Source organism: Flavobacterium sp. NLM (assembly GCF_002210235.1).
GTDB lineage: Bacteria > Bacteroidota > Bacteroidia > Flavobacteriales > Flavobacteriaceae > Flavobacterium > Flavobacterium panici.
In genome coordinates this window covers 77,990-101,829 of the sequence record NZ_LIAC01000012.1, presented here as the reverse complement: position 1 = coordinate 101,829, position 23,840 = coordinate 77,990, and the positions used below count along the sequence as shown (strand labels likewise).

The window sequence follows — 23,840 nt, the reverse complement described above, 5'->3', positions numbered from 1 at the left end:
AATTTTTTATAACCAATTGTATGCGTAAAATTTGTATTTTTTTACTGGTTTTATTTTGTGGTAATGTTATACGATCACAAGTAAATCCGGCGGTTCAAGATACAACTAAAACTCAGTTTTCTGTAGGGAAACTCGAGATCGATAATCCTCCAAGCATACTTTCGGCTTATAAATACGATCCCATTACAGATCGATATATTTACACTACTTCGGTTGATGGCTTTTCAATCGACTATCCTCTTGTTTTAACTCCTAAAGAATATGAAGATTTAGTTCTAAAAGAATCACGAAGAGATTATTTTAGAAAAAAAGCAGATGCAATCGATGGTAAAAAAACCGGAGCCGAAGCCGCTAAAAAAGATTTACTGCCAAGATACTACATCAATTCAAGTCTTTTTGAAAGCGTTTTTGGAAGTAATACCATTGATGTAAAACCTACAGGTTCTGTCGAAATGGATTTAGGTGTTCGTTACACCAAACAAGACAACCCTTCATTCTCACCTCGAAACAGATCAAGTCTTACTTTCGACTTTGATCAGCGTATCAGTATGAGTTTAATGGGGAAAGTGGGAACAAGATTAGAAGTAAATGCTAATTATGATACACAATCAACATTTGCATTTCAAAACTTATTTAAACTAGCGTATACTCCTTCTGAAGATGATATTATTCAAAAAGTAGAAGTAGGTAACGTGAGTATGCCGCTGAATAGTACGTTAATACGTGGAGCACAAAGTTTATTTGGGGTAAAAGCACAATTACAATTTGGAAAAACAACCATTACAGGGGTTTTCTCCGAACAAAAATCACAAACAAAAAGTGTAGTTGCAGAAAACGGAGGAACGGTTCAAAACTTTGATTTATATGCTTTAGACTACGATAGCGATCGTCACTTTTTCTTATCTCAATATTTTAGAAATAAGTACGATGCATCATTAAAAAAATATCCATTTATTGACAGCCGTGTGCAGATTACAAGATTAGAAGTTTGGGTAACAAACAAACAAAATCGTGTAAGCACCAATAACAATAACCTTAGAAACATTATCGCGCTTCAGGATTTAGGTGAAGCTCAAATTACAGGAATTCCAGATAATCAGGTTGTAGTTATTAGTTCAACTGCAGGATTTTTCAATAATGGGATAGATTCGCCAACGGATAACAATAATAATAAGTACGACCCGGCAACAATAGGTCAGGCAAGTTCTTTCCTGAATTCTAAAATTAGAGAAATTGTAACAGCAAAAGCCGGATTCAACAATACAAACGTAAGTGAAGCAACAGATTATTCTGTTTTAGAAAATGCCAGAAAATTAACTACTGCAGAGTATACATTTAATCCGCAGTTAGGATATCTTTCTTTGCAGCAGCGTTTGGCAAATGATGAAATTCTTGCCGTTGCCTTCGAATATACAATTGGAGGAAAAGTGTATCAGGTTGGAGAATTTGGTAGTGATGGTGTCGACGGAACAGTCGTAACAGGAAATAACAACGCAAATCAGGCAATTATTACACAGAGTTTAGTTTTAAAAATGCTGAAAAGTAATTTGACAAACGTTCAAAATCCGGTTTGGAACCTGATGATGAAAAACGTTTATCAAATTCCGCAGGCATATCAAATTAAACAAGACGATTTCAGGTTAAATATTCTTTACACAGATCCTTCGCCTATAAATTATATCACGCCGGTTCAGGGATCGAGTTTCCCTTCAAACCCAACATCGGATATGAAGGTAGAAAATACCCCATTATTAAATGTTTTCAACCTAGACCGTTTAAATTATAATAACGATCCACAAGCTGGAGGTGATGGTTTCTTCGATTATATTCCGGGTGTTACAGTCGATGTTCAAAACGGACGAATTATATTTACCACAAAAGAGCCTTTTGGGGAACTTATATTTGACAAATTGAAAGATGGTGGTCAGAATTATAACGATCCATCAACCTATAATGCAAACCAGCAGAAGTATGTATTTAGAAATATGTACCGAAATACACAAGCAGGTGCATTGCAGGACAGTGATAAAAACAAATTCTTATTAAGAGGAAAATACAAATCATCCGGAAGTAACGGAATCCCTATTGGAGCATTTAACGTGCCGCAAGGTTCTGTTGTCGTTACAGCGGCCGGAAGAGTTTTGGTTGAAGGAATAGATTACAGCGTCGATTACCAATTAGGAAGGGTTCAAATTCTTGATCCATCATTGCAGGCATCAAATACGCCAATTGAAGTTTCGTTAGAAAATAACTCCATCTTCGGACAGCAGACCCGAAGATTTATGGGATTAAATGTCGAGCATAAAATTTCGGATAAATTTGTAGTGGGCGGAACTTTCTTAAAAATGACAGAAAGACCATTTACCCAAAAATCAAGTTATGGTCAGGAATCTGTAAACAATACCATTTTTGGATTCAACGGAAACTATTCAACAGAAGTTCCATTCTTAACCAGATTAGCAAACAAACTTCCAAATGTTGATACAGATGTTCCTTCGAATTTATCTATTCGTGGTGAAGTTGCATTTTTAAAACCAGATGCGCCAAAAGCCAGTGATTTTGAAGGAGAAGCAACAATTTATGTTGATGATTTTGAAGGTTCGCAGTCAACTATAGATATGCGTTCTGCTTATGCATGGAGTTTATCTTCTGTTCCATTTATTAATAATGATGCAGATAATACCTTTAATGCAGGTTTTAATACTTTAGAGTACGGTTTTAAGAGAGCAAAATTATCCTGGTATACCATTGATCCGGTATTTTATACCTCAAAACCATCAGGAATCTCAAATGATGATTTATCATTAAATACAACAAGAAGAATTTACAGCAGAGAGCTATATCCAAATACAGATATTGCTCAAGGGCAGATACAGGTAGTCAATACACTTGATTTAACGTATTATCCATCTGAAAGAGGTCCGTATAATAATAATCCCAATTTTGCATCCACTAATCCGGCAACAAATTTTGGTGGAATTATGCGTGCTTTAAATTCAACCAATTTTGAGCAGGGAAATGTCGAATATATTCAGTTTTGGGTTCTTGATCCTTATGTCGGAAACTCAGAAGCACCGGCAAATAATACAGGTAAAATTTATTTCAACTTAGGAGAAATTTCTGAAGATGTTTTAAAAGACGGAAGAAAGCAATACGAAAACGGATTAGGACCAGATCAAATTAAGGTTAATCCGAGGCCGCTTTGGGGAGATGTTCCGGCTTCGCAATCTTTAATTTATGCTTTTGATACTAATCCTGACAATAGAAAAAATCAGGATATTGGTTTAGATGGATTGCCAAGTTCTCAGGAAGGTCAAATTTATACCAATTATGCAGGCGAGGCAGATCCGGCTGCAGATGATTATACGTATTATTTAAATACAGATGGAGGCGTTTTAGAACGCTATAAAAATTATAACGGTACAGAAGGAAACTCTGCAGTAAGCATCGACGATCCTAATCGTGGTTCTACAACTCTGCCGGATGTTGAAGATATTAACCGTGACAACACAATGAGTACCATCAATGCGTATTATGAATATAGTATTGATATTAAACCAGGAATGCAGATTGGTCAAAACTACATTACAGATATTCGTGAACCGGGTGATTTAGGACCTATAGAATTGCCAAATGGAGGAACAACAACTGCCAGATGGATTCAATTTAAAATCCCTGTTTCGCAGCCGCAAAATACGATTGGAAACATTACAGACTTTAGATCTATTCGTTTCATGCGTATGTTCATGACCGGATTTAGCAGTCAGGCCACAGTACGTTTTGGTGCTTTAGATTTAGTAAGAGGAGAATGGAGAAGATATACAGGAACATTAGATGTTAATCACCCAAAACCGGAAGATTCTACTGTAGAATTTGATGTTGCAGCCGTAAATATTCAGGAAAACAGCAATAAATGTCCAGTTAACTATGTAATTCCTCCGGGAGTACAAAGAGAACAGCTGTACAATAACAATACAGTTATTAATCAAAACGAACAGGCATTAGCAGTAAGAGTTGCGGGTTCAGGGTTACAATATCAGGATTCGAGAGCAGTTTTCAAAAACGTAAGTGTTGATATGCGTCAGTATAAAAAACTGAAAATGTTTTTACACGCAGAATCTTTACCACGTGAAAACACACTTGAAAATGATGAAATGGTAGGTTTCATTCGTTTTGGAAATGACTTTACACAAAACTTTTATCAAGTAGAAATTCCGTTAAAAGTAACTCCTACAGGAGCATCTTGTAACATAAGTCCGGATCAGGTTTGGATGGAAGAAAATGATATTGATTTGGCGCTCGAATTGCTGACTAAAATGAAAATCAAAGGGATGAGCATTGATATCAATTCTACTAAAAGAGATGTCAATGGTATTTATTACCCGGATAATGACCCGGATGTTGAAGGTGGTGACGGAAGCGACAGATTAACTTTAGGTATTAAAGGAAATCCTAACTTCGGTTTAGTCCGAAATTTAATGGTGGGAGTAAAGAGTAGGGCGGATCATAAAGATATTAAAGGAGAGGTTTGGTTTAACGAACTTCGTATGTCTGATTTAGAAAATAAAGGCGGTATGGCGGCGATATTAAATGTCGACACCAATATGGCCGATCTTGCTACACTTTCTGCAACGGGTAGAAAAAGTACAATTGGTTTCGGTTCTTTAGAGCAGGGAGCAAATGAACGCAGCCGTGAAGATATTCAGCAGTATAACATTGTAACCAATTTAAACTTAGGAAAATTACTGCCTAAAAAATGGGGAATTAACCTGCCATTTAATTATGCAATTGGCGAAGAAGTAATTACTCCGGAATATGATCCGTTCAACCAGGATATTAAGTTAGATCAATTAATTAGAGAAACAACAGATCAGGCAGAAAAAGACAATATTAGAACCCGTGCGGTAGATTATACAAAAAGAAAAAGTATCAACTTTATCGGCGTAAGAAAAGACAGAGCGCAAGAGCAAAAACCTCATGTTTATGATGTGGAGAATTTTACATTTTCACAATCCTACAATCAGGTGGAACGTCATGATTATGAAGTTGAAAACTATGAAGACGAACAATCAAATACGGCTGTAAACTATGCTTACACATTCCAGCCAAAAGAAGTTGTTCCGTTTAAGAGTACTAAATTCATGAAGAAAAGTGATTACTGGAAATTGCTAAGTGATTTCAACTTTAATTATCTTCCTTCAAATATATCTTTCAACTCTAATATTTTAAGACAAAGCAATCGCCAGCAGTTTAGAGAAGTTGAGTTAACTGAAAATAGTATTGGACTTGATCCGCTTTACAGAAGAAATTTTGCCTTTAATTATCAATATGGTTTTGGTTTTAATTTAACCAAATCTTTAAAGCTGAATTATAGTGCAACATCAAATAACATTGTTCGAAACTTTTTAAACGATGATAATACTCCAAAAGAAGATTTTAATATCTGGGATGATTACTTTGATATTGGAACGCCAAACCAGCACGCACAGCAATTGGTCTTGAATTATGAGATTCCAATTAACAAAATTCCAATTTTTAGTTTTGTAAAAGCGAGTTATTCTTATACGGCAGATTATAACTGGCAGCGTTCATCAACAGCGTTTTCTCAATATGAAGATCCTAATACCGGTGCTATTTATGATTTAGGAAATACAATTCAAAATGCAAACTCAAATACGCTTACAACGACCTTAACTATGGCTACGTTGTATAAGTATTTAGGTTTAGTTCCTGGTGCAAAAAAGCAAGCGAAACCTAAACCGGCAGCTCCGCCAAAACCGGGAGAAAAAATTGTAAATACAGCTAAACCAGTAGTAAGCAGCAGTCCGTTTTACGATGGTTTAATTGGCGTATTAACAAGTCTTAAAAATGTACAGATTAATTATACTAAAAACAGCGGAACCGTTTTACCGGGTTATACGCCAAGTATTGGTTTCTTAGGAACATCTAAACCAAGTTTAGGATTTATTTTCGGAAGTCAGGATGATGTACGTTACGAAGCGGCTAAAAACGGATGGTTAACAACTTATCAGGATTTCAACCAAAGCTATTCGCAGGTTACAAATAAATTGTTGAAGGTTACGGCTAATATTGATTTACTGCCAGATTTAAAAGTTGATTTATCGATGGACCGTTCTTATTCTGAAAATACTTCAGAACAATATACGGTTGATCCGGCGACTCGTGAATATATGCCGTTGTCTCCTTATACTTATGGAATGTTCTCTATTTCGACAGTATTAATAAAGACAGCTTTTCAAACCAGCAACGAAAATGAGTCAGCTGCATTTGATGATTTTAGAAATAACCGTTTAATAATTGCAAACCGTTTGGCAGAGCAGCATTACGGTTCAGGAGTTGAGATTCCAAGATATGGAGATGTGAACAATCCAATTCCGGCACCGACAGCTCCAAATTACGCGATTTATACAGCCAATGAAGGATATCCAATAGGGTATACTAAGAGTAATCAGGCCGTATTATTGCCGTCATTCCTTGCGGCGTATGCAGGAAATGATGCTTCTAGTTCATCAACAGATATATTTAGAAGTTTCCCAATTCCAAACTGGAGTATTAAGTACAATGGATTAATGCGTTACAAATATTTCAAAGATAAATTCAAGCGTTTTTCATTACAGCATAATTATAGAGCATCGTATACAATCAATCAGTTTAGATCAAATTTTGATTATAATGATACGCCAACAGTGCAGGACGTTAATACCAATTTCTTCAATAAAATTATTATGTCGAATATCAACTTGGTAGAACAGTTCAGCCCATTAATTAGGATGGATTTTGAGTTGAAAAGCTCGCTGAGAGTTCTTTCTGAAATTAAAAAAGACAGAGCATTATCCATGAGTTTTGACAATAATTTATTGACAGAAGTTAAAGGTATTGAATACGTAGTTGGTTTAGGATATCGATTTAAGGATGTTATATTCTCATCAAGACTTGCGGATAATCCAACAGGAATTATTAAAAGTGACATCAACATAAAAGCTGATTTTTCATTTAGAAATAATCAAACTTTAGTTCGTTACTTAGATTATGATAACAATCAATTAGCGGCCGGACAAAATATCTGGTCATTAAAATTAACAGCAGATTATTCATTCAGTAAAAACCTTACGGCAATATTCTATTACGATCATTCGTTCTCAAAGGCAGTGATTTCAACATCATTCCCTTTAACGAACATTCGATCAGGTTTTACGCTTCGATATAATTTCGGAAATTAAATTTAGGTTTATAATCGAGAATTTATTAGAAGATTATTACATTTGTTGCTGAATTATTAAAATATCAATTTTCAAACATACTATTATGAGCATACCAGCAAATTTAAAGTACACAAAAGATCACGAATGGGTTAGCATCGAAGGAGATGTTGCGACTGTAGGAATTACTCATTTTGCACAAAAAGAGTTAGGGGATATCGTGTATGTTGAAGTAGAAACTTTAGATCAGACACTTGATAAAGATGAGGTTTTTGGAACAGTTGAAGCTGTAAAAACAGTTTCTGATTTGTTTTTGCCTTTAACTGGAGAAATTATTGCTTTTAATGAAGATTTAGAAAGCGCTCCTGAAACTGTAAATTCTGATCCTTACGGAGCTGGATGGATGATTAAAATTAAAATTGCTGATGCATCAGAAATAGATAGTTTATTATCTGACGAAGCTTATAAACAACTTATCGGTGCCTAAACAATTATTGTTAATCTGGGCAATTATCTGCTCTGGAATCATTGCGTATTTTTGTTTAATAGATTCAAGTAATATTCCGGCGGTAAATTTTCCGAGTATTGACAAAATTGTGCATTTTTGTTTTCACTTTGGCTTTACAATTTCCTGGATCTTATTCTTTAAAAAAGAGCTTAAAGGAAAAGATGCGAACGATTACAAAGCGTATTTGATTTCGTTTATCTTTTCTGTTTTCTTCGGAATAACAATCGAAATTATGCAAAGTGTTTTAACAACAACACGAGCATCAGATGTAACAGATGTTTTAGCAAATGCATTAGGTGCATTCGTAGGCGTTTTTTCGGCGATAGCCTTCAAAAAACAAATCGATAAAATATAAGAATATAATTACCCACTTCGGTGGGTTTTTTATTGGCATAAAATCAAGCTTTTAAAACAGTATTTTTTCTGAATTTAAATGTATTTTTGCCCCATTCGATCTAACTTCAATATTATGAATGTTAAGCAATACTTAGATTCTACTTATTTAAAAACTGCTGCTCAAGCCGGAATTTCGGAAGAGCATAATAGTATTGTAGTTAAAAATGCAATTGCAGAAGCGATTCAGGAAAAGTTTAAACTCATCATGATTCGGCCTGAATATGTGAGTCTGGCCAAAGAAATGATCTTAAAAGAAAATTCGAATTTACTGGTTGGAACCGTAATAGATTTTCCAAAGGGAAATTCAAGTTTGGAATCTAAGATTAAAGAAGCAAACGAAGCGATTGAAAATGGTGCCGATGATTTAGATTTTGTCTGCAATTATGAAGCTTTTAAAAACGGAGACGTTTCATTAATAAAAGAAGAAATTCTAATAGGAAGCCAAATAGGATTAGCCAGCAATAAAACAGTAAAATGGATTATTGAAGTTGCAGCATTAACGGATAAAGAAATTATTCAGCTTTCGGCTTTAATAAAAAATGTTGTTATATCGAATTTTAAAGAAGATTATGCTTCTGTTTTTGTAAAATCATCAACAGGTTTTTATAAAACCGAAAATAATCTGCCAAACGGAGCCACAATTCCAACTATTATAATGATGCTCGAAAACGCATCGCCTTTGCCGGTAAAAGCTGCCGGCGGTGTTCGCTCTTATGAAGATGCAGTAGAAATGATTCGTTTAGGAGTTAAACGCATCGGGACTTCGGCAGCAAAAGCGATCGCAGACGGAAAAAATACCACAAATCAATATTAAATCATAAGCCCCAATCTACGTGAATAAGTTTTTTTTATCTTTTGTTATCACCCTGTTTACCTTACTTGGTTTTGCACAGCAGACTAATGTAAAACCTGATTTTACTTCAGAGCAGTTTCCTGTTTTTCCGCATTGCGAAAATCTTCAGTCTAAAAATTTAGAAAACTGTTTTTACAGAGAAGTGCAGAATTTTGTCTATGATAATTTTCAAATTCCTGAAAACTTAAAACAAAACAATTACAAAGGAGAAGTAAAGGTGCTTTTTGAAGTGGATGCAAACGGTGAGTTTAAAGTAATTTACGTAAATGCGGCAAATGATCAATTAGGTGAAGAAGCAAAACGTGTTTTCGGGAAATTTCCAAAAATAAAACCTTCGACTTATAACGGAAAACCGACTTATTCAAAATACACTATCTCAATTGATATTCCTTTAAAAAGTGCAGATCAGATTGCAGCAGAAGCTTTGGCAGCATCTGAAATTGAAAAGCCAATTGAAAAGCCAATGACAGAATTAGACAGTATTGTATACAAAAAATACAATATGCCTGAATTTGAAAGTCATTTAAATATTCCATTTTCGCATAGTTATTATGCACAGTTTGATGGCGCAATGAACCAGGTGGGAAGTAATAATCATACCGCTTCAAAACCGTATACTTATGCTGAGGTTTCAAAATATTATAATTTAAAAGCAGTAAACGAATCGCTTCAGAAAAAAGTTTCAGGCTGGTGGGGAAGAAAACTTTGGAATGAAAACCTTGTTCAGATTCAGGGTGAAGATTACTGGCTGGCATTAAATCCAATTCTTGATTTGCAAATGGGGAAAGCGTCAGATCTTGATGCATCTTATTCATATGTAAATACGCGCGGACTTAATTTTAGAGGAGGTTTAGGAAAACAGATTAATTTTACCACAACCATTTTTGAAAGTCAGGGAAGATTTGCAGGTTATTACAATGATTATGCAGAAACATTAAAACCTTCTGGAGGAAATCCGGCGATTATTCCGGGAATGGGAATTGCTAAAAGATTTAAAACAGATGCTTACGATTTTCCTTTGGCGGAAGCCAATATTACTTTTGCACCAAGTAAAATATTTGACTTACAATTAGGTTACGGAAGAAATTTTATTGGAGACGGATATCGTTCTTTACTTGAAACTGATGGAGCAAGTCCTTATCCTTATTTTAAAATCAATACGACTTTTTGGAAAATTAAATATACCAATACTTATATGTGGCTTAAAGATGTTCGGCCAGACGTAACAGTCGATAGAACGTATGCAAGCAAATATATGGCGAATCATTATTTGAGCTGGAATGTGTCGAATAAACTGAATTTAGGTTTCTTTGAATCTGTAGTTTGGACGGATACCAACAACAGGGGATTTGATGTTAATTTTGTAAATCCTATTATTTTTTACCGTTCTGTTGAGTTTGCCTCATCATCCCGAAGCGGAAATGCGCTTTTAGGAATGACGTCTAAATACAAATGGAATAACAATGTTAATTTATACGCTCAGTTTTTATTAGATGAATTCTCGATTGGCGATATGAAGTCCGGAGATCAAAGCTGGAAAAATAAATTTGGTTACCAGTTAGGCGCTAAATATTACAACGCTTTTCATGTAAAAGATTTGCTTTTACAATTAGAATACAATCACGTTCGTCCTTATGTGTATTCTCATAGTGATCCAATTACGAATTATGGCCATAATAATCAAAGTATTGGGCATCAATGGGGAGGAAACTTTGAAGAATTTATTGCAATTGGCCGTTACCATAAAGGACGTCTTTTTGCCGATGCTAAATTTACGGTTGGAAAAAGAGGCTTGGATTTTGATACCGCAGAAAACACTTATAATTACGGAGGAAATATCTATAAAGACTATGATTTAAACCGTCCTTATGATACAGGTGTAAAAGTGGGTCAGGGAAATAAAACGAGTATTTTTATTGCCGATATACAAGGAGGATATTTAATAAATCCGATCACAAATTTAAAATTATTCGGAAGTTTTATTTACAGAAATTTTGATCCAACTCAGGAAACGGCGACAACATTTAAACAAAGTACGACCTGGTTTACTATTGGTTTACGTTCTGATATCTTTAACTGGTATTTTGATTACTAGAATTTTTAATAAGATTTTTCGAAATAATAGTGTTAAAGATTGGAAAGTTCTTATTTTGTAGAGGTTTTATTGGAAAAAATCTAATTTTAAAGTTCCAAATTCTATAATCTAATTTGTACATTTGCACCACTCAAAAAAAATATACAAAGACTACGGTATTGAACGCTGCTAAAAATACAATTTCAATCAAATCAATATTTCTGGATTTCAAAGAGATAACTAAGGCCGGCTTGGCTATTAGTGTTTTGTTTTCTTCAATCGCCGGATATTTATTAGGAGTTAATGACGAACATCCTTTTAAATGGAGTGTTCTGCTTATTTTGTCAATTGGCGGTTATTGCATGGTTGGAGCTTCAAACGCTTTCAATCAGGTAATTGAAAAAGATATCGATTCGTTAATGGATCGAACAAAAAATCGTCCGGTTCCTTCCGGAAGAATGTCTCCCGTAACGGCATTAATTGTTGCAAGTCTGCTTACTATAATAGGTATTGCATTGTTGTACACGATCAATGCAAAATCTGCAATGTTTGCCGCAGTATCAATATTTTTATATACAAGCATATATACACCATTAAAAACCGTAACTTCATTGTCGGTTTTTGTTGGTGCATTTCCCGGAGCAATTCCATTTATGTTAGGCTGGGTTGCGGCAACAGGAGAATTTGGTATCGAAGCCGGAACATTATTTTTAATTCAGTTTTTCTGGCAGTTTCCTCATTTTTGGGCCATTGGATGGTTTTTGTATGATGATTATGCAAAGGCAGGTATTTTCATGCTTCCAACGGGAAATAAAGATAGAAAAACAGCTTTGCAGGTTATTTTATATACGATTTGGTTAATTATTGCTTCCTTATTACCAGTTTTAGGATATACAGGGCAGTTATTTATTTCGCCAATCGCAGCAGTTTTAGTGTTTTTATTAGGTTTATGGATGTTATTTTATGCGGTGCGTTTGTATCAATTAAGAACACCAAAAGCGGCAAGAACATTAATGCTGGTAAGCGTATCGTATATTTCGTTGCTGCAAATTGTATTTATAGTAGATAAATTTTTAAGATAGTTATGGAAATGGCAATTCAAATAAGTGAAGAGCAGGTAAGAAAATCAAAATCGGCAAAACTGATTTTGCTGTTCGCAATGGTAAGTATGACCATGATGTTTGCAGGACTTGCAAGTGCGTTTGTGGTAAGTAAATCAAGAGCAGACTGGTTGAGTAATTTTCAAATACCAACTGCATTTTATTTTAGTACAGCAGTTATTATTGGCTGCAGTGTTACTTTTTATTTAGCGAAAAAAGCAATCGAAAAAGGAAACAGAAGCGCAACTTCTGCATTTCTTTTAGGAACATTTGGTTTAGGAATTCTATTTGTATTTTTACAATTTAGAGGTTTCGGGCAAATTATCGAAAGCGGTTATTATATGACAGGACAAGGTAGCTCAATTACTACAACTTTCCTTTATGTAATTGCGCTTATGCACCTATTGCACTTGGCAGGCGGATTAATTTCGCTTTTAATTATAATTTATAATCATTTTAAACAAAAATACAATCCGACTCAAACTCTTGGTATAGAACTAGGTGCGATGTATTGGCACTTTTTGGATTTATTATGGGTATTATTATTTTTATTTTTATATTTCTTTAAATAAGAAAAAAACGTAAATTTGGGAACTTTTTAACGAATATCTTTTATGGAAGCGACAGTTACTACTGCAAATAACGACGAAAAAACTTGGGGAGGCGGTGAGCATATCCAGCCACTAGGAGCAAGTTATGGTAAAATGATGATGTGGTTTTTTATCGTATCAGATGCCTTGACATTCTCTGGATTTTTAGGTGCTTACGGTTTTTCTAGATTTAAATTTATTGAAACATGGCCATTGGCTGACGAAGTGTTTACTCACTTTCCTTTTATGCATGGTGTTTCGGCTCCTATGTATTATGTAGCCTTAATGACTTTTATCTTGATTTTCTCATCTGTAACAATGGTATTAGCTGTTGATGCAGGTCACCAATTAAAGAAAACAAAAGTTGCTGTGTACATGTTCTTAACTATTATTGGAGGTTTAATTTTCGTTGGTTCTCAAGCTTGGGAGTGGAAAAACTTCATTAAAGGAGAGTACGGTGCAGTTGAAACTAAAGGTGGAAGTTTATTGCAGTTTGTTAAAGCAGATGGAACAAGAGTTGCTCTTGCTGATTTTGCAGTAAAATTGCCAGAACAAAGACAAGAATTAACAAGAAGCCATGCAACTTGGTTCGTTCAGGATGCAGAAACACAGCCAACTTATACAGTTGCTGAAATTCAGGCAGGTTTTAAAGCACACCCTGATGTATTAATCAGAACTGAAAAACTTACTGCTGAAAAGAAAAAAACAGTTTTAACAAGAGCAGAATCAGAAGCTCGTTTAGCTGATGCAAAATATGTAGTAGAAGGAGCAAACCTAACAAGAAATGAATACGGTAGTAAACTATTCGCTGATTTCTTCTTCTTCATCACAGGATTCCACGGATTCCACGTATTTTCTGGAGTTATCATTAATATCATTATTTTCTTTAATGTATTATTAGGAACTTACGAGAAAAGAAGAAGCTACGAAATGGTAGAGAAAGTTGGTTTATACTGGCACTTTGTAGATTTAGTTTGGGTATTTGTATTTACAGTTTTCTACTTAGTTTAATTTTAGATTTTAATTATTATGTCACACGAGCACGTATCAAATACAAAAAGAATCTGGTTTGTTTTTGCATTACTATCAGTAGTAACTACAGTAGAAGTTATCCTTGGTATTTACAAACCGGGAGTATTAGAGTTTAATCATTTTGTTGGTTTGAATTTGTTAAACTGGATATTTTATATCTTAACAATATTCAAAGCTTATTATATTGTATGGGCATTCATGCACATGGAAGGTGAAAAAAGCAGCCTTAGATGGTCTGTTGTATCACCGGTTATTTTCCTGGTATTATATTTATTGTTCATCTTGTTGACAGAAGGACACTATATTTATGGGGTTTTTAAAGATTCTACTATTAAATGGAATTTTTAACATGATATTAATTCGAAAAGAAGCTCCGTTTAACGGAGCTTTTTTTATTTTTGTACCTCAATAACTTCCGTTAAAACAATGAAAAAAAATATAGTTCTTTTTGTGCTTTTTGTTTTACCCATTGTAGCCTATTTGTTTTTCGCTTCAGGTGTAAATAGTTTTACAAAACTTCCCATAATTACCCCAAAAATTGCTGACTTTGGAAACTGGAAATCTCTCGACGGCAAAAAAGTTTCTTTAGATAAAAAAATAACCGTTTTAGGTTTTTCCGGTTCTGATATTTTAAGTAACAGAGGAAACTACTTTAACCTTAACGAAAAAATCTACAAACGCTACCACGGTTTCGAAGATCTTCAATTTGTAGTAATCTGCCCGCTTGGAACAGAAACTGAAACTCAAAAGCTTGTTGATGCGATTAAACCTTTTACAGATGTTTCTGGATGGGAATTTGTTTTTGCTTCACCAGATGATATTCAGGCATTTTATAACCAATTACATTTAAAAGGAAAACTGGATGATAAACTAGGTACATCAAATGTTTTCATTGTAGATAAAGAAAGAAACTTAAGAGGCCGCAAAGGCGGAAATAAAGATAAAAAAGACGAATACAAAGAAGGTTACGATACTTTTCATCCATCTGAATTGAGTAATGAAATGCTGGATGATTTTAAAATCATTTTGTATGAATATCGTGCCGCTCTTAAAAAGAACCATAACGCCACAAAACAACTTTAAATACACATATAATGTTCAAAAATAAATCTTACATAGGGATTTCGTTTATTATTTTGATTTTCGGAATCTATGCAGTGCCAAAAATTGTTGACAGAATTAAAAATGGTGATGTTGTAAAAGGTAATCGTTTAGATAATGTTGGTTCTAAAAGTTCTAAAGACGCAAAATTATTAACGATTGGTGCAGCTCCAAAATTTGAATTGACGAATCAGGATAACGTTAAAGTATCTAATGCAACCTATAAAGGAAAAGTATATGTTTTAGAATTTTTCTTCACAACTTGTCCGTCAATCTGCCCAAAGATGAATATGAGCATGTTGGAAATTGAAAAAACATTTTTTGGCAATCCTAATTTCGGAATCGTTTCTATTACCATTGATCCAACTCATGATACACCGCAGGTTTTAAAAGATCATGCAAAATTATTAGGTGTAAAATCTTCAACCTGGAATTTTTTAACTGGAGACAGAGCCACAATTATGGATTTGTCTAACAAAGGTTTTAATCTTTATGCCGGAGAAAATTCAAAAGTAAGCGGAGGTTTTGAACATTCTGGATTGTTTGCTTTGATTGATAAAGACGGAAACATTCGCTGCCGAAAAGATGAATTTGGAAATCCAAATATCTACTATGATGGTTTAGATAAAAAAGGCGTTAGAGAAATTCAGGAAGATATTAAAATACTATTAGAAGAATAAAAATGGAAGATCATTCATTAGAAAAAAAATACAATAAATATATTATTGCTGTTTCAATTGTTATACCGGTACTTGTAGGGATTCTTTTTGCAATCAAATTAAAAGATTTTGGAATCAATGTAGAACCACTTTCCTTTTTACCTCCAATTTATGCTTCTACAAACGGTCTTACAGCGATTGTTTTAGTTGCAGCAGTAATTGCCGTTAAAAACGGAAAACTTAAACTACACGAACGTTTAATGACTTTTGCAATTGCTTTGTCTTTGGCTTTTTTGGCGATGTATGTTGCGTATCATATGACTGCTGATTCTACTAAATTTGGTGATGTAAATCATGACGGAATTTTAGATGCAGTAGAAAAAGCTAAAATTGGTGCTGTTAGATATATATATGCTTTTATTTTAATCACACATATTCTTTTATCCATCATAATCATTCCGTTTGTATTGGTAACCTATGTGCGAGCACTTGCGAAGCGTTTTGATAAACACAAAAAAATAGCTAAAATAACATTCCCGCTTTGGTTATATGTTGCGGTAACAGGTGTTGTAGTTTATTTAATGATTTCTCCTTATTATGCAAACTAAAACTCAAAACTCAAATTCCAAATTCCAAAGCTTTATTTTTGGAATTTGTATTTTCCTAATTGGAATTTCTTCTAATGCTCAATGTGCTATGTGCCGTGCCGCACTCGCAGGAGATTCTAACATAAAGAAAGCAGAAGCTGTAAATGACGGAATCGTTTTTTTAATGATAATCCCGTATTTGCTTGTAGCTATAATTGGTTTTCTTATTTATAAGATGTACCGATCTAAAAAGAAAAATGCAGTATAATTATACTGCATTTTTTTATTTCAATTCGTTTATTTTAATCCGTTTACGGAGACATTTACAGTTCCGTTTATTTTGATAAAAGCGATAATCGCCTGATTTGTTAATTGAATTTTATCAAACTGAATATCGTCCATTTTTCCGTTTACAAAAACGCCCGGCATTGGCGAATAATTTTTAAGATAAGCGGCCATGCTCTTTTTGCCTTCTTCTAAATTAGGCTGAATAGAATATCTGCAGCTTTCTTCCATTTTTCTTAATACAAAACCTTGCGCAAGCCAGTTTGCAGTTCGCATTAGTTTGCTTTTGGTATCTAAAACATAATCCAGTTTGTCGAAATAAATTTCCTTTGTCTGTGCATTATATTGCGGAATTCCGTTTAAATAAAGCGTTCCGTCTATAGAACCCAGAACATCAAGCGCAATAATCATTTTTCCGTTTTTGTGCCAGATTGAAACATTTTTTACCGTTACTTTTTTGCTTCCAGAACCAAATTCCTGTCCGGCAAAATTCTTCGTCATAATTTTTGAAGCATCAATATAACTTGAAATCGCCGCAATATTTGCCGATATCTGATTTGGGATTTTAGTAACCGGTTTTAAAACAATCTTACTTGCATTGAACTTAGATTCCGGCTGTTTGCCTACAATAGTTTCCATATTGCATTTCATTCCCATTTCGAGTAAAAAAGAATCATTTTTAAGTTTTGCATTGGTAGAATAAACTTCAACAGGAACAATTCTTAACCAGCTTTCATAAGTATCGCTCATTTGAAAAGGCGTGCAGATTTTTTCTAAAGCCGATAAAACATTCGGTTTAAAATCCATAGATTTTTCAATTGCCTCATCAATTTTATGTTCCAGTTTAGATTTAAAAATGGAAATTGCCGGATTAATCAAATAAGTAATCGGCATATTTTTTCCAAAAACAGTCATCGTTGGACTTTCGTTCCAGTCTAAAGATCTGAATTCGGTTTTAGTATTCAGTTTCCAATTCGTTAAAGCAACATCGCTGGATAATGTAATAACACCGTTTAAATTAAATTCTCTCGTATCGTAAAGTTCAATACCCATTTTTTTTGTTCCAATTCGGTATTTAATAGTCGCTTTTAGCGGAAGAATTGTTTTTATCTTTTTATCCGGATTTGCAGGATCATTTTGAATTTTTATTGGAGCCTGTTTCCAGATTTTCATTTCAATATCGTCATCTTCAATATTGTTGTCTTCATAAATCAATCCATTTAAGAGTGTATTGGTTTGATTTTCAATGTCATTCAGTTTAACCGTAATAGGCAGATTTATGAAGGAAGGATTGGCATCATAAATTAACGGACTTGCATCATCTGGTTCTGGTTTTAAAGTTTCTAATTTTTGAGAAGTTGAACAGCTAAAGAATGTGGCAGTTACCGCAAACACTGAGATTATGGAAAAAAATTTCATAATTAATGATTTTTTTAAGTGAAGCAAAATTAAGAAAACTATTAAATTATCCTGATAAAGTGTAACATTTGATAACAACTGCCGTCTTATTTAGATAATGAAACACAATTATTAACGTTTTATTATCATAATTTACTTATAAAATATATTATTATTGTTTTAAAAATTTAACAATACCATGATCGAAATTAAAGATTTGCATAAATCCTATAAAATGGGAAGTTCGGAACTGCATGTGTTGAAAGGAATAAATTTTAATATTGCCGAAGGAGAATTAGTAGCGATTATGGGATCATCAGGATCTGGAAAATCCACTCTTCTTAATATTTTAGGAATTCTGGATGAAGCCGATTCTGGTAGTTATATTTTAGACAATACGCCAATTAAAAAATTGAACGAAACCCTAGCTTCAAAATACAGAAACAAGTTTTTAGGTTTTGTTTTTCAGTCTTTTAATTTGATCAATTATAAATCAGCATTAGATAATGTTGCTATGCCCTTGTATTATCAAGGTGTAAAAAGAAAAGAGCGTTACGATATTGCAATGAAATATCTTGAAAAAGTAGGTTTGGGTTCACATTCTCATCACTTGCCAAACGAACTTTCGGGAGGTCAGAAACAGCGTGTTGCAATTGCAAGAGCACTGGCTTCAAACCCAAAAGTTTTATTGGCCGATGAGCCAACTGGAGCTTTAGATACCAAAACTTCTTATGAAGTTATGGAACTTATTCAAGGAATTAACGATGAAGGAAAAACAATTTTGATCGTTACACACGAACCTGATATTGCCGCAATGTGCAAAAGGAATGTAGTCCTGAAAGATGGATTAATTATCGACGATAAATTAGTAGAACAAGTTAGAGCTTCATCTTATGTTTAATATTGAGCGTTGGCAGGAAATATTTGATGCAATTTCCAAAAACCGACTCCGAACTTTTTTGACAGGAGTATCGGTGGCATCGGGGATTTTTATTTTGGTGATTTTGCTTGGAGCGGGAAAAGGGCTTCAAAATGGGATTGAAAAACAATTCGAGCGCGATGCCGCTGGAATTATTGAGGTTTGGTCTGGTACGACTACAAAAGAATATAAAGGACTGAATCCCGGAAGACAGATTCAGTTTAGAAATAGCGATTACAATCAATCTGTTCAAAAATTTGAGGACAAATTAGATTTAAGAGCTTCAACACAAAATTATTGGGGAGCGCAATTTGCTTACGGTAAAGAAAATGGAAATTATCAATACAGAGGTGTTAATCCTGATTATGGCGGAATTGAAAACCTTACGATAGTTCAGGGACGATATATAAATAGTAAGGATTTAGAAAATAACGAAAAAGTCGCTACAATCGGGATGAAAATAAAAACCGATTTGTTTAAAGACAAAGACGCTCTTGGAAAAGAAATTCTAATCAACAATATCAATTTTAAAGTAATTGGAATATTTACAGATCCGGGAGGAGAAAGAGAAGAAGCAAGAGCTTATCTGCCTTTGACAACTGTACAAAGAACTTTTGGTGCCGGAGACAAAATCAGCAACATATTTTTTACTTTAAAAAAGACGGATAATTATGATGAAGCTTTAGCACAATCTGAAAAGTTTACTAAAGAATTAAAGGAATTATTGAAAAGTAAAAATGTTGTAGCTCCGGATGATGACGGCGGAATAAATGCCTATAACTCGGTTAAAGATGCTAAGCAGTTTTATGATTTAAATTTATATATCAGATTGTTTTTCTGGTGGGTTGGTATTTGTACTATTATCGCCGGAGTTGTGGGTGTAAGTAATATCATGCTGATTATTGTAAAAGAAAGAACCAAAGAAATTGGAATTAGAAAAGCATTAGGTGCATCGCCATTTTCTATTATTTCGATGATACTTCACGAATCTATTTTTATTACAACGATAGCAGGTTTTACGGGACTTTTAGCCAGTTTACTGTTGTTGGAATTTGTTGGGCCAATGGTTCAGAGTGAATATTTCAGAAATCCAGAAGTAGATTTTAGTGTGGCTTTAACAACACTATTTTTACTTGTATTTGCAGGCGCCGTAGCAGGGTTTTTCCCAGCATACAGAGCAGCCAAAATTAGACCTATTGTAGCACTTAGAGACGAATAATCATGTTTAAAAAAGATAATTGGGATGAAATTTTACAGGCCTTAACGGCGAATCCCTTCAGAACTATTCTGACTGCTTTTGGTGTATTTTGGGGAATTTTTATTTTGGTGATTTTGCTTGCAGCCGGTAACGGTTTGGAAAACGGAATTAAAAAAGGTTTTGACGGAATTGCCACAAATACGATGTTTATGTGGAGCCAGACAACTTCTAAAGCCTATAAAGGACTGCCAAAAACACGTCGTTATGATTTTAGAAATAGTGATGTTGCAGCTTTAAAAGCGGCTTTGCCAGATTTATTATATGTTTCGCCAAGAAATCAGTTAGGAGATTTTAACGGAACAAATAATGTGGTTCGAGGAACAAAAACTTCTGCTTTTACGATTTATGGAGATTATCCGGAGTTGATTAAACAACAGCCGATGGATATCATAAAAGGCAGATTTATAAACCAGCAGGACATTCTGGATAAAAGAAAAATTGCCGTAATTGGAAAAGGGGTTATCAGCGAGCTTTACGGAAAAGAAGAAGAAGCTGTTGGAACTTATATTAAAGTTAACGGTATCAACTTTATGGTTGTTGGCGTTTATAAATCTAAACAGCAAGGAGGAAATGCAGAACAGGAACAAAAAAATATTTTTATTCCGTTTACAACATTTCAACAGGCTTTTAATTATGGAGATAAAGTAGGATGGATGGCACTTACGGCAAAAGATGAAACCTCGATTACGGACTTGAAACCTAAAATTTTAGAAATAATAAAAGGGCTTCATTCCATTAATCCTGCAGATGACAGGGCAGTAGGGAATTTTGATTTGTATGAACAATTCAATAAAGTGCAGAGTTTATTTAATATCTTGAAAATCATCGCCTATTTTGTTGGGACATTAGTTTTGATTTCAGGTGTTATTGGAATCTCAAATATTATGTTGATTGTAGTTAAAGAACGTACGAAAGAAATAGGAATTAGAAGAGCTTTAGGCGCAACGCCGGGAGCAATTCGCAGTCAGATTTTATCTGAATCTATATTTTTAACGATCATTTCAGGAATGTTTGGTATTGCCGTCGCAACAGGAATTATTGCCCTCTTAAATTTGGCGTTAGATTCCATGCCCCCCGGCAACGATACCATGTTTGCCAACCCGAGTGTTGACTTAGGAGTTGTATTTGTTGCCTTAGTAATATTAGTAGGATCTGGTTTGCTGGCAGGATTTATTCCGGCGCAGACCGCAATTAATGTAAAGCCAGTAGATGCTTTACGAACAGAATAAAATTATCAATCAAAAAAATAATCGATTAAACTAAAAAACAAAATGAAAAAAGGAGTAACCGTAACCATTTTAATTTTAATTGCAGTAGTCTTTTTTGGCGCGCTTTACTATTTGTACGCAAAGAATCAAGAATCGCCAATTGTTTTTAAAACGGAGAAAGCAGAGATTAAAACAATCGTAAAAAATACAATTGCGACTGGTAATATTCAGCCTGATGAAGAGGTATTAATCAAACCAAATATTTCAGGTATTATTGAAGAAGTTTATATCAAAGCAGGAGAAAAAATCAAAGCGGGAGATATGATTGCTAAAATTCGAGTTGTAGCCAACGTATCTAATGTAAGCAGTACTCAAAATCAGGTTCAGACGGCTAAAATTGCTTTAGACAATCAGGAGAAAATCTTTCAAAGACAAAAAACACTTTTTGATAAAGATGTAATTTCTGCCAATGATTTTGATGCGGCACAAGTAGCTTACAAACAAGCAAAACAAACGTATCTGGCTGCAAGACAAAACTTAGATATCGTTAAAACAGGTACAACGACTTCATTAGGAAGTTATGCTAATACCTTAATTCGTTCAACAGTAAACGGAATGGTTTTACAAGTTCCTGTAAAAGTGGGTAACCAGGTTATTGAAAGTAATAATTTCAACGAAGGAACTACAATTGCAAGTGTTGCCGATGTTGGAAGAATGATTTTTATTGGAAAAATTGATGAATCTGAGGTTGGAAAAATTAAAGAAAAAATGGCAATTGAAATAACTGTTGGAGCAATTGAAAATAAAAAATTCGAAGCAGTTTTAACGGATATCGCACCAAAAGGAGTTGTAGAAAACGGAGCAATTCAGTTTGAAATAAAAGCAAGATTAGAAAATAGAGATGATACATTTATTAGAGCCGGTTTAAGTGCAAATGCATCTATTATTCTTGAAAAAGCTGACAAGGTTTTAGCTATCAAAGAATCATTAGTTCAGTTTGACAAAAAAACTCAAAAACCATATGTAGAAGTTGAAACAGCACCTCAAAAATTTGAAAGAAGAGATTTAGTTTTAGGTGTAAGCGACGGAATTTACGTTCAGGTTAAAAGCGGAATCAAAAACACGGATAAAATTAAAATCTGGAATCAGGGTTTAATTGACGAGAAAGAAGAGAAAAAATAATTTGAGGCTGTAAAGAGTTTTTTGGTTTTAAAAAATGTTAAATTTGCGTAGTTTGGTTTACTGCGCTTTCATTCAAAATATATGAAAATAAATAAATATAATAGTCTTGTTTTTGCTATGTTGTTCGGGTTTGGATTAGCCGGACACGCACAATCAAAACAATGGACACTCGAAGAATGTGTGCGATACGCATTAGACAATAACATTACAATTAAATTATCTGAACTGGATGTCAAAACTGCAACTATTGACAAAAGAGGAGCATTAGGAAGTTATCTTCCAACAGTAAATGGAAATGCTTCACATTCATGGAATATCGGTTTGAACGTTAACCCTGTTACGAATATTGCGACTACACAAACAACACAATATTCTTCATTAGGGGTAAACGCAAATGTTGATATTTACAAAGGTCTGCAAAATCAAAATGCATATAGAAGAGCTAGTCTTTCTATTATAGCATCAAAATATCAACTGCTGAAAATGCAGGAAGATATTTCGTTGAATGTTGCCAATGCTTTTCTTCAGATTTTATCTAACAAAGAAGATTTAAAAATAAAGAAAGAACAATTAGCGATCGACGAAAAACGTTATTCTCGTTCTGAAGAAATGGTAAATGCAGGAACAATTCCGCGTGGAGATTTATTTGATTTAAAAGCAACTGTTGCTACAGATAAACAAAATATTACCGTTTCTGAAAACAATTTGTTGATTTCGAAATTAAGTTTGGCGCAGCTTTTACAATTAAAAGAATTTGCAGATTTTGATGTAATTGATGATACAAATGCTAAAGATGAAAATAATATCATGGCGCAAAACCCAATTGATATTTACAATAAAGCAAAAGAAACAAGAACTGAATTAAAATTAGCTCAGACTAATCTTGAAATCGCCGAAAAGAACGTTGCAATTGCAAAGGGAGCTTATCAGCCAACTTTGAGAGGTTTTTACCAATTCAGTACCAGCGCAAGTTACAGTGATCGACTAATTGGAACTGATCCTGTTACTAAACAACCTATTTATGCAGGACCAGATCCGGTTTTTGATCAGTTTAGTGATAATAAAGGACACAATTTTGGTTTTCAGTTAAGTGTTCCAATATTTAATGGCTTCTCTGTAAAAAATAATGTTGAAAGAAACAAAGTAAGTTTAGAGAAATCTAAAATAGATTTAGAGCAAAAAAGTTTAGATTTGCAACGTAACGTTTATACAGCATTTACAGATGCAAAAGGCGCTTTAAATACTTATGAATCTTCAACGATTACTTTAGAAGCAAGACAGCAGGCATATAATTATGCTAAAGAAAAGTATGATGTTGGTTTAATGAATTCATTCGATTTTACACAAGCACAAACTTTGTTGACAAATGCACAATCTGATGTTATCAGAACGAAATACGATTACATGTTCAAAATAAAAATACTTGAGTTCTATTTCGGAATTCCAATTGTTCCAATTATTACAAAATAA

The 23,840-nt window shown here is 33.9% G+C and carries 19 protein-coding genes; 18 read left to right on the top strand and 1 reads right to left on the bottom strand.

What is annotated here, in order from left to right; genetic code table 11:
- The first annotated feature begins 20 nt into the window (after window positions 1-20).
- The 13 genes from sprA (at window position 21) to APR43_RS15655 (ending at window position 16,388) form a co-directional block, all read left to right on the top strand.
- Window positions 21-7,241, top strand: coding sequence for a cell surface protein SprA (gene sprA / locus APR43_RS15715; protein WP_053471665.1), 7,221 nt, complete (start codon window positions 21-23; stop codon window positions 7,239-7,241).
- Window positions 7,242-7,326: 85 nt separating this feature from the next.
- Complete coding sequence (gene gcvH / locus APR43_RS15710; protein ID WP_053471664.1) at window positions 7,327-7,707, top strand: glycine cleavage system protein GcvH; 381 nt, start codon at window positions 7,327-7,329, stop codon at window positions 7,705-7,707.
- Window positions 7,700-8,083 (top strand): VanZ family protein, encoded by a 384-nt coding sequence (locus APR43_RS15705; RefSeq protein WP_053471663.1) that lies wholly within the window; start codon window positions 7,700-7,702, stop codon window positions 8,081-8,083. Before gcvH ends, APR43_RS15705 begins: the two co-directional genes overlap by 8 nt.
- 114 nt (window positions 8,084-8,197) lie before the next feature.
- Window positions 8,198-8,938, top strand: a complete 741-nt coding sequence (gene deoC / locus APR43_RS15700) for a deoxyribose-phosphate aldolase (RefSeq protein ID WP_053471662.1) — start codon at window positions 8,198-8,200, stop codon at window positions 8,936-8,938.
- A gap of 19 nt (window positions 8,939-8,957) precedes the next feature.
- Window positions 8,958-11,072, top strand: coding sequence for an energy transducer TonB (locus APR43_RS15695; protein WP_053471661.1), 2,115 nt, complete (start codon window positions 8,958-8,960; stop codon window positions 11,070-11,072).
- A gap of 158 nt (window positions 11,073-11,230) precedes the next feature.
- Window positions 11,231-12,133: a heme o synthase gene (gene cyoE, locus APR43_RS15690; RefSeq protein ID WP_053471660.1), complete on the top strand. Its 903-nt coding sequence runs from the start codon at window positions 11,231-11,233 to the stop codon at window positions 12,131-12,133.
- Between the two features lie 2 nt (window positions 12,134-12,135).
- Window positions 12,136-12,723 (top strand): heme-copper oxidase subunit III, encoded by a 588-nt coding sequence (locus APR43_RS15685; protein WP_053471659.1) that lies wholly within the window; start codon window positions 12,136-12,138, stop codon window positions 12,721-12,723.
- Window positions 12,724-12,765: 42 nt separating this feature from the next.
- A complete protein-coding gene (locus APR43_RS15680) occupies window positions 12,766-13,752 on the top strand; it encodes a cytochrome c oxidase subunit 3 (protein ID WP_053471658.1) in 987 nt (328 codons plus the stop codon).
- 18 nt (window positions 13,753-13,770) lie between these two features.
- Window positions 13,771-14,121, top strand: a complete 351-nt coding sequence (locus APR43_RS15675) for a cytochrome C oxidase subunit IV family protein (RefSeq protein ID WP_053471657.1) — start codon at window positions 13,771-13,773, stop codon at window positions 14,119-14,121.
- Window positions 14,122-14,199: 78 nt separating this feature from the next.
- Complete coding sequence (locus APR43_RS15670) at window positions 14,200-14,856, top strand: hypothetical protein (protein ID WP_053471656.1); 657 nt, start codon at window positions 14,200-14,202, stop codon at window positions 14,854-14,856.
- Window positions 14,857-14,867: 11 nt separating this feature from the next.
- Window positions 14,868-15,554, top strand: coding sequence for an SCO family protein (locus APR43_RS15665; RefSeq protein WP_053471655.1), 687 nt, complete (start codon window positions 14,868-14,870; stop codon window positions 15,552-15,554).
- Between the two features lie 2 nt (window positions 15,555-15,556).
- Complete coding sequence (locus tag APR43_RS15660) at window positions 15,557-16,141, top strand: DUF420 domain-containing protein (RefSeq protein ID WP_053471654.1); 585 nt, start codon at window positions 15,557-15,559, stop codon at window positions 16,139-16,141.
- Window positions 16,131-16,388, top strand: a complete 258-nt coding sequence (locus APR43_RS15655) for a hypothetical protein (RefSeq protein WP_053471653.1) — start codon at window positions 16,131-16,133, stop codon at window positions 16,386-16,388. Before APR43_RS15660 ends, APR43_RS15655 begins: the two co-directional genes overlap by 11 nt.
- Before the next feature lie 29 nt (window positions 16,389-16,417).
- Here the strand turns inward: APR43_RS15655 and APR43_RS15650 are convergent, their stop codons facing one another.
- Window positions 16,418-17,824 (bottom strand): DUF4403 family protein, encoded by a 1,407-nt coding sequence (locus tag APR43_RS15650; protein WP_053471652.1) that lies wholly within the window; start codon window positions 17,822-17,824, stop codon window positions 16,418-16,420.
- Window positions 17,825-18,002: 178 nt separating this feature from the next.
- Here APR43_RS15650 and APR43_RS15645 point away from each other — a divergent pair, with 178 nt between their 5' ends.
- From APR43_RS15645 to APR43_RS15625, 5 genes are all read left to right on the top strand, one after another.
- Window positions 18,003-18,704 (top strand): ABC transporter ATP-binding protein, encoded by a 702-nt coding sequence (locus APR43_RS15645; protein ID WP_053471651.1) that lies wholly within the window; start codon window positions 18,003-18,005, stop codon window positions 18,702-18,704.
- The gene (locus APR43_RS15640) at window positions 18,697-19,941 is read left to right on the top strand and encodes an ABC transporter permease (protein WP_053471650.1); all 1,245 of its coding nucleotides are present in this window, start codon (window positions 18,697-18,699) and stop codon (window positions 19,939-19,941) included. The genes APR43_RS15645 and APR43_RS15640 overlap by 8 nt, the downstream gene beginning before the upstream one ends.
- Before the next feature lie 2 nt (window positions 19,942-19,943).
- Window positions 19,944-21,209: an ABC transporter permease gene (locus tag APR43_RS15635; protein ID WP_053471649.1), complete on the top strand. Its 1,266-nt coding sequence runs from the start codon at window positions 19,944-19,946 to the stop codon at window positions 21,207-21,209.
- A 42-nt stretch (window positions 21,210-21,251) separates the two neighbouring features.
- The gene (locus APR43_RS15630) at window positions 21,252-22,370 is read left to right on the top strand and encodes an efflux RND transporter periplasmic adaptor subunit (protein WP_053471648.1); all 1,119 of its coding nucleotides are present in this window, start codon (window positions 21,252-21,254) and stop codon (window positions 22,368-22,370) included.
- Between the two features lie 81 nt (window positions 22,371-22,451).
- Window positions 22,452-23,840, top strand: coding sequence for a TolC family protein (locus tag APR43_RS15625; protein WP_053471647.1), 1,389 nt, complete (start codon window positions 22,452-22,454; stop codon window positions 23,838-23,840).

Bases quoted from the DNA above. Each gene is read 5' to 3' on its own strand.
- APR43_RS15685 (WP_053471659.1), top strand. From the start codon at position 12,136: ATGGAAATGGCAATTCAAATAAGTGAAGAGCAGGTAAGAAAATCAAAA.
- APR43_RS15660 (WP_053471654.1), top strand. From the start codon at position 15,557: ATGGAAGATCATTCATTAGAAAAAAAATACAATAAATATATTATTGCT.
- APR43_RS15665 (WP_053471655.1), top strand. From the start codon at position 14,868: ATGTTCAAAAATAAATCTTACATAGGGATTTCGTTTATTATTTTGATT.
- APR43_RS15630 (WP_053471648.1), top strand. From the start codon at position 21,252: ATGAAAAAAGGAGTAACCGTAACCATTTTAATTTTAATTGCAGTAGTC.
- APR43_RS15650 (WP_053471652.1), bottom strand. From the start codon at position 17,824: ATGAAATTTTTTTCCATAATCTCAGTGTTTGCGGTAACTGCCACATTC.
- gcvH (WP_053471664.1), top strand. From the start codon at position 7,327: ATGAGCATACCAGCAAATTTAAAGTACACAAAAGATCACGAATGGGTT.
- APR43_RS15680 (WP_053471658.1), top strand. From the start codon at position 12,766: ATGGAAGCGACAGTTACTACTGCAAATAACGACGAAAAAACTTGGGGA.
- APR43_RS15645 (WP_053471651.1), top strand. From the start codon at position 18,003: ATGATCGAAATTAAAGATTTGCATAAATCCTATAAAATGGGAAGTTCG.
- APR43_RS15635 (WP_053471649.1), top strand. From the start codon at position 19,944: ATGTTTAAAAAAGATAATTGGGATGAAATTTTACAGGCCTTAACGGCG.
- deoC (WP_053471662.1), top strand. From the start codon at position 8,198: ATGAATGTTAAGCAATACTTAGATTCTACTTATTTAAAAACTGCTGCT.
- APR43_RS15655 (WP_053471653.1), top strand. From the start codon at position 16,131: ATGCAAACTAAAACTCAAAACTCAAATTCCAAATTCCAAAGCTTTATT.
- APR43_RS15675 (WP_053471657.1), top strand. From the start codon at position 13,771: ATGTCACACGAGCACGTATCAAATACAAAAAGAATCTGGTTTGTTTTT.
- APR43_RS15670 (WP_053471656.1), top strand. From the start codon at position 14,200: ATGAAAAAAAATATAGTTCTTTTTGTGCTTTTTGTTTTACCCATTGTA.
- sprA (WP_053471665.1), top strand. From the start codon at position 21: ATGCGTAAAATTTGTATTTTTTTACTGGTTTTATTTTGTGGTAATGTT.
- APR43_RS15625 (WP_053471647.1), top strand. From the start codon at position 22,452: ATGAAAATAAATAAATATAATAGTCTTGTTTTTGCTATGTTGTTCGGG.
- APR43_RS15640 (WP_053471650.1), top strand. From the start codon at position 18,697: ATGTTTAATATTGAGCGTTGGCAGGAAATATTTGATGCAATTTCCAAA.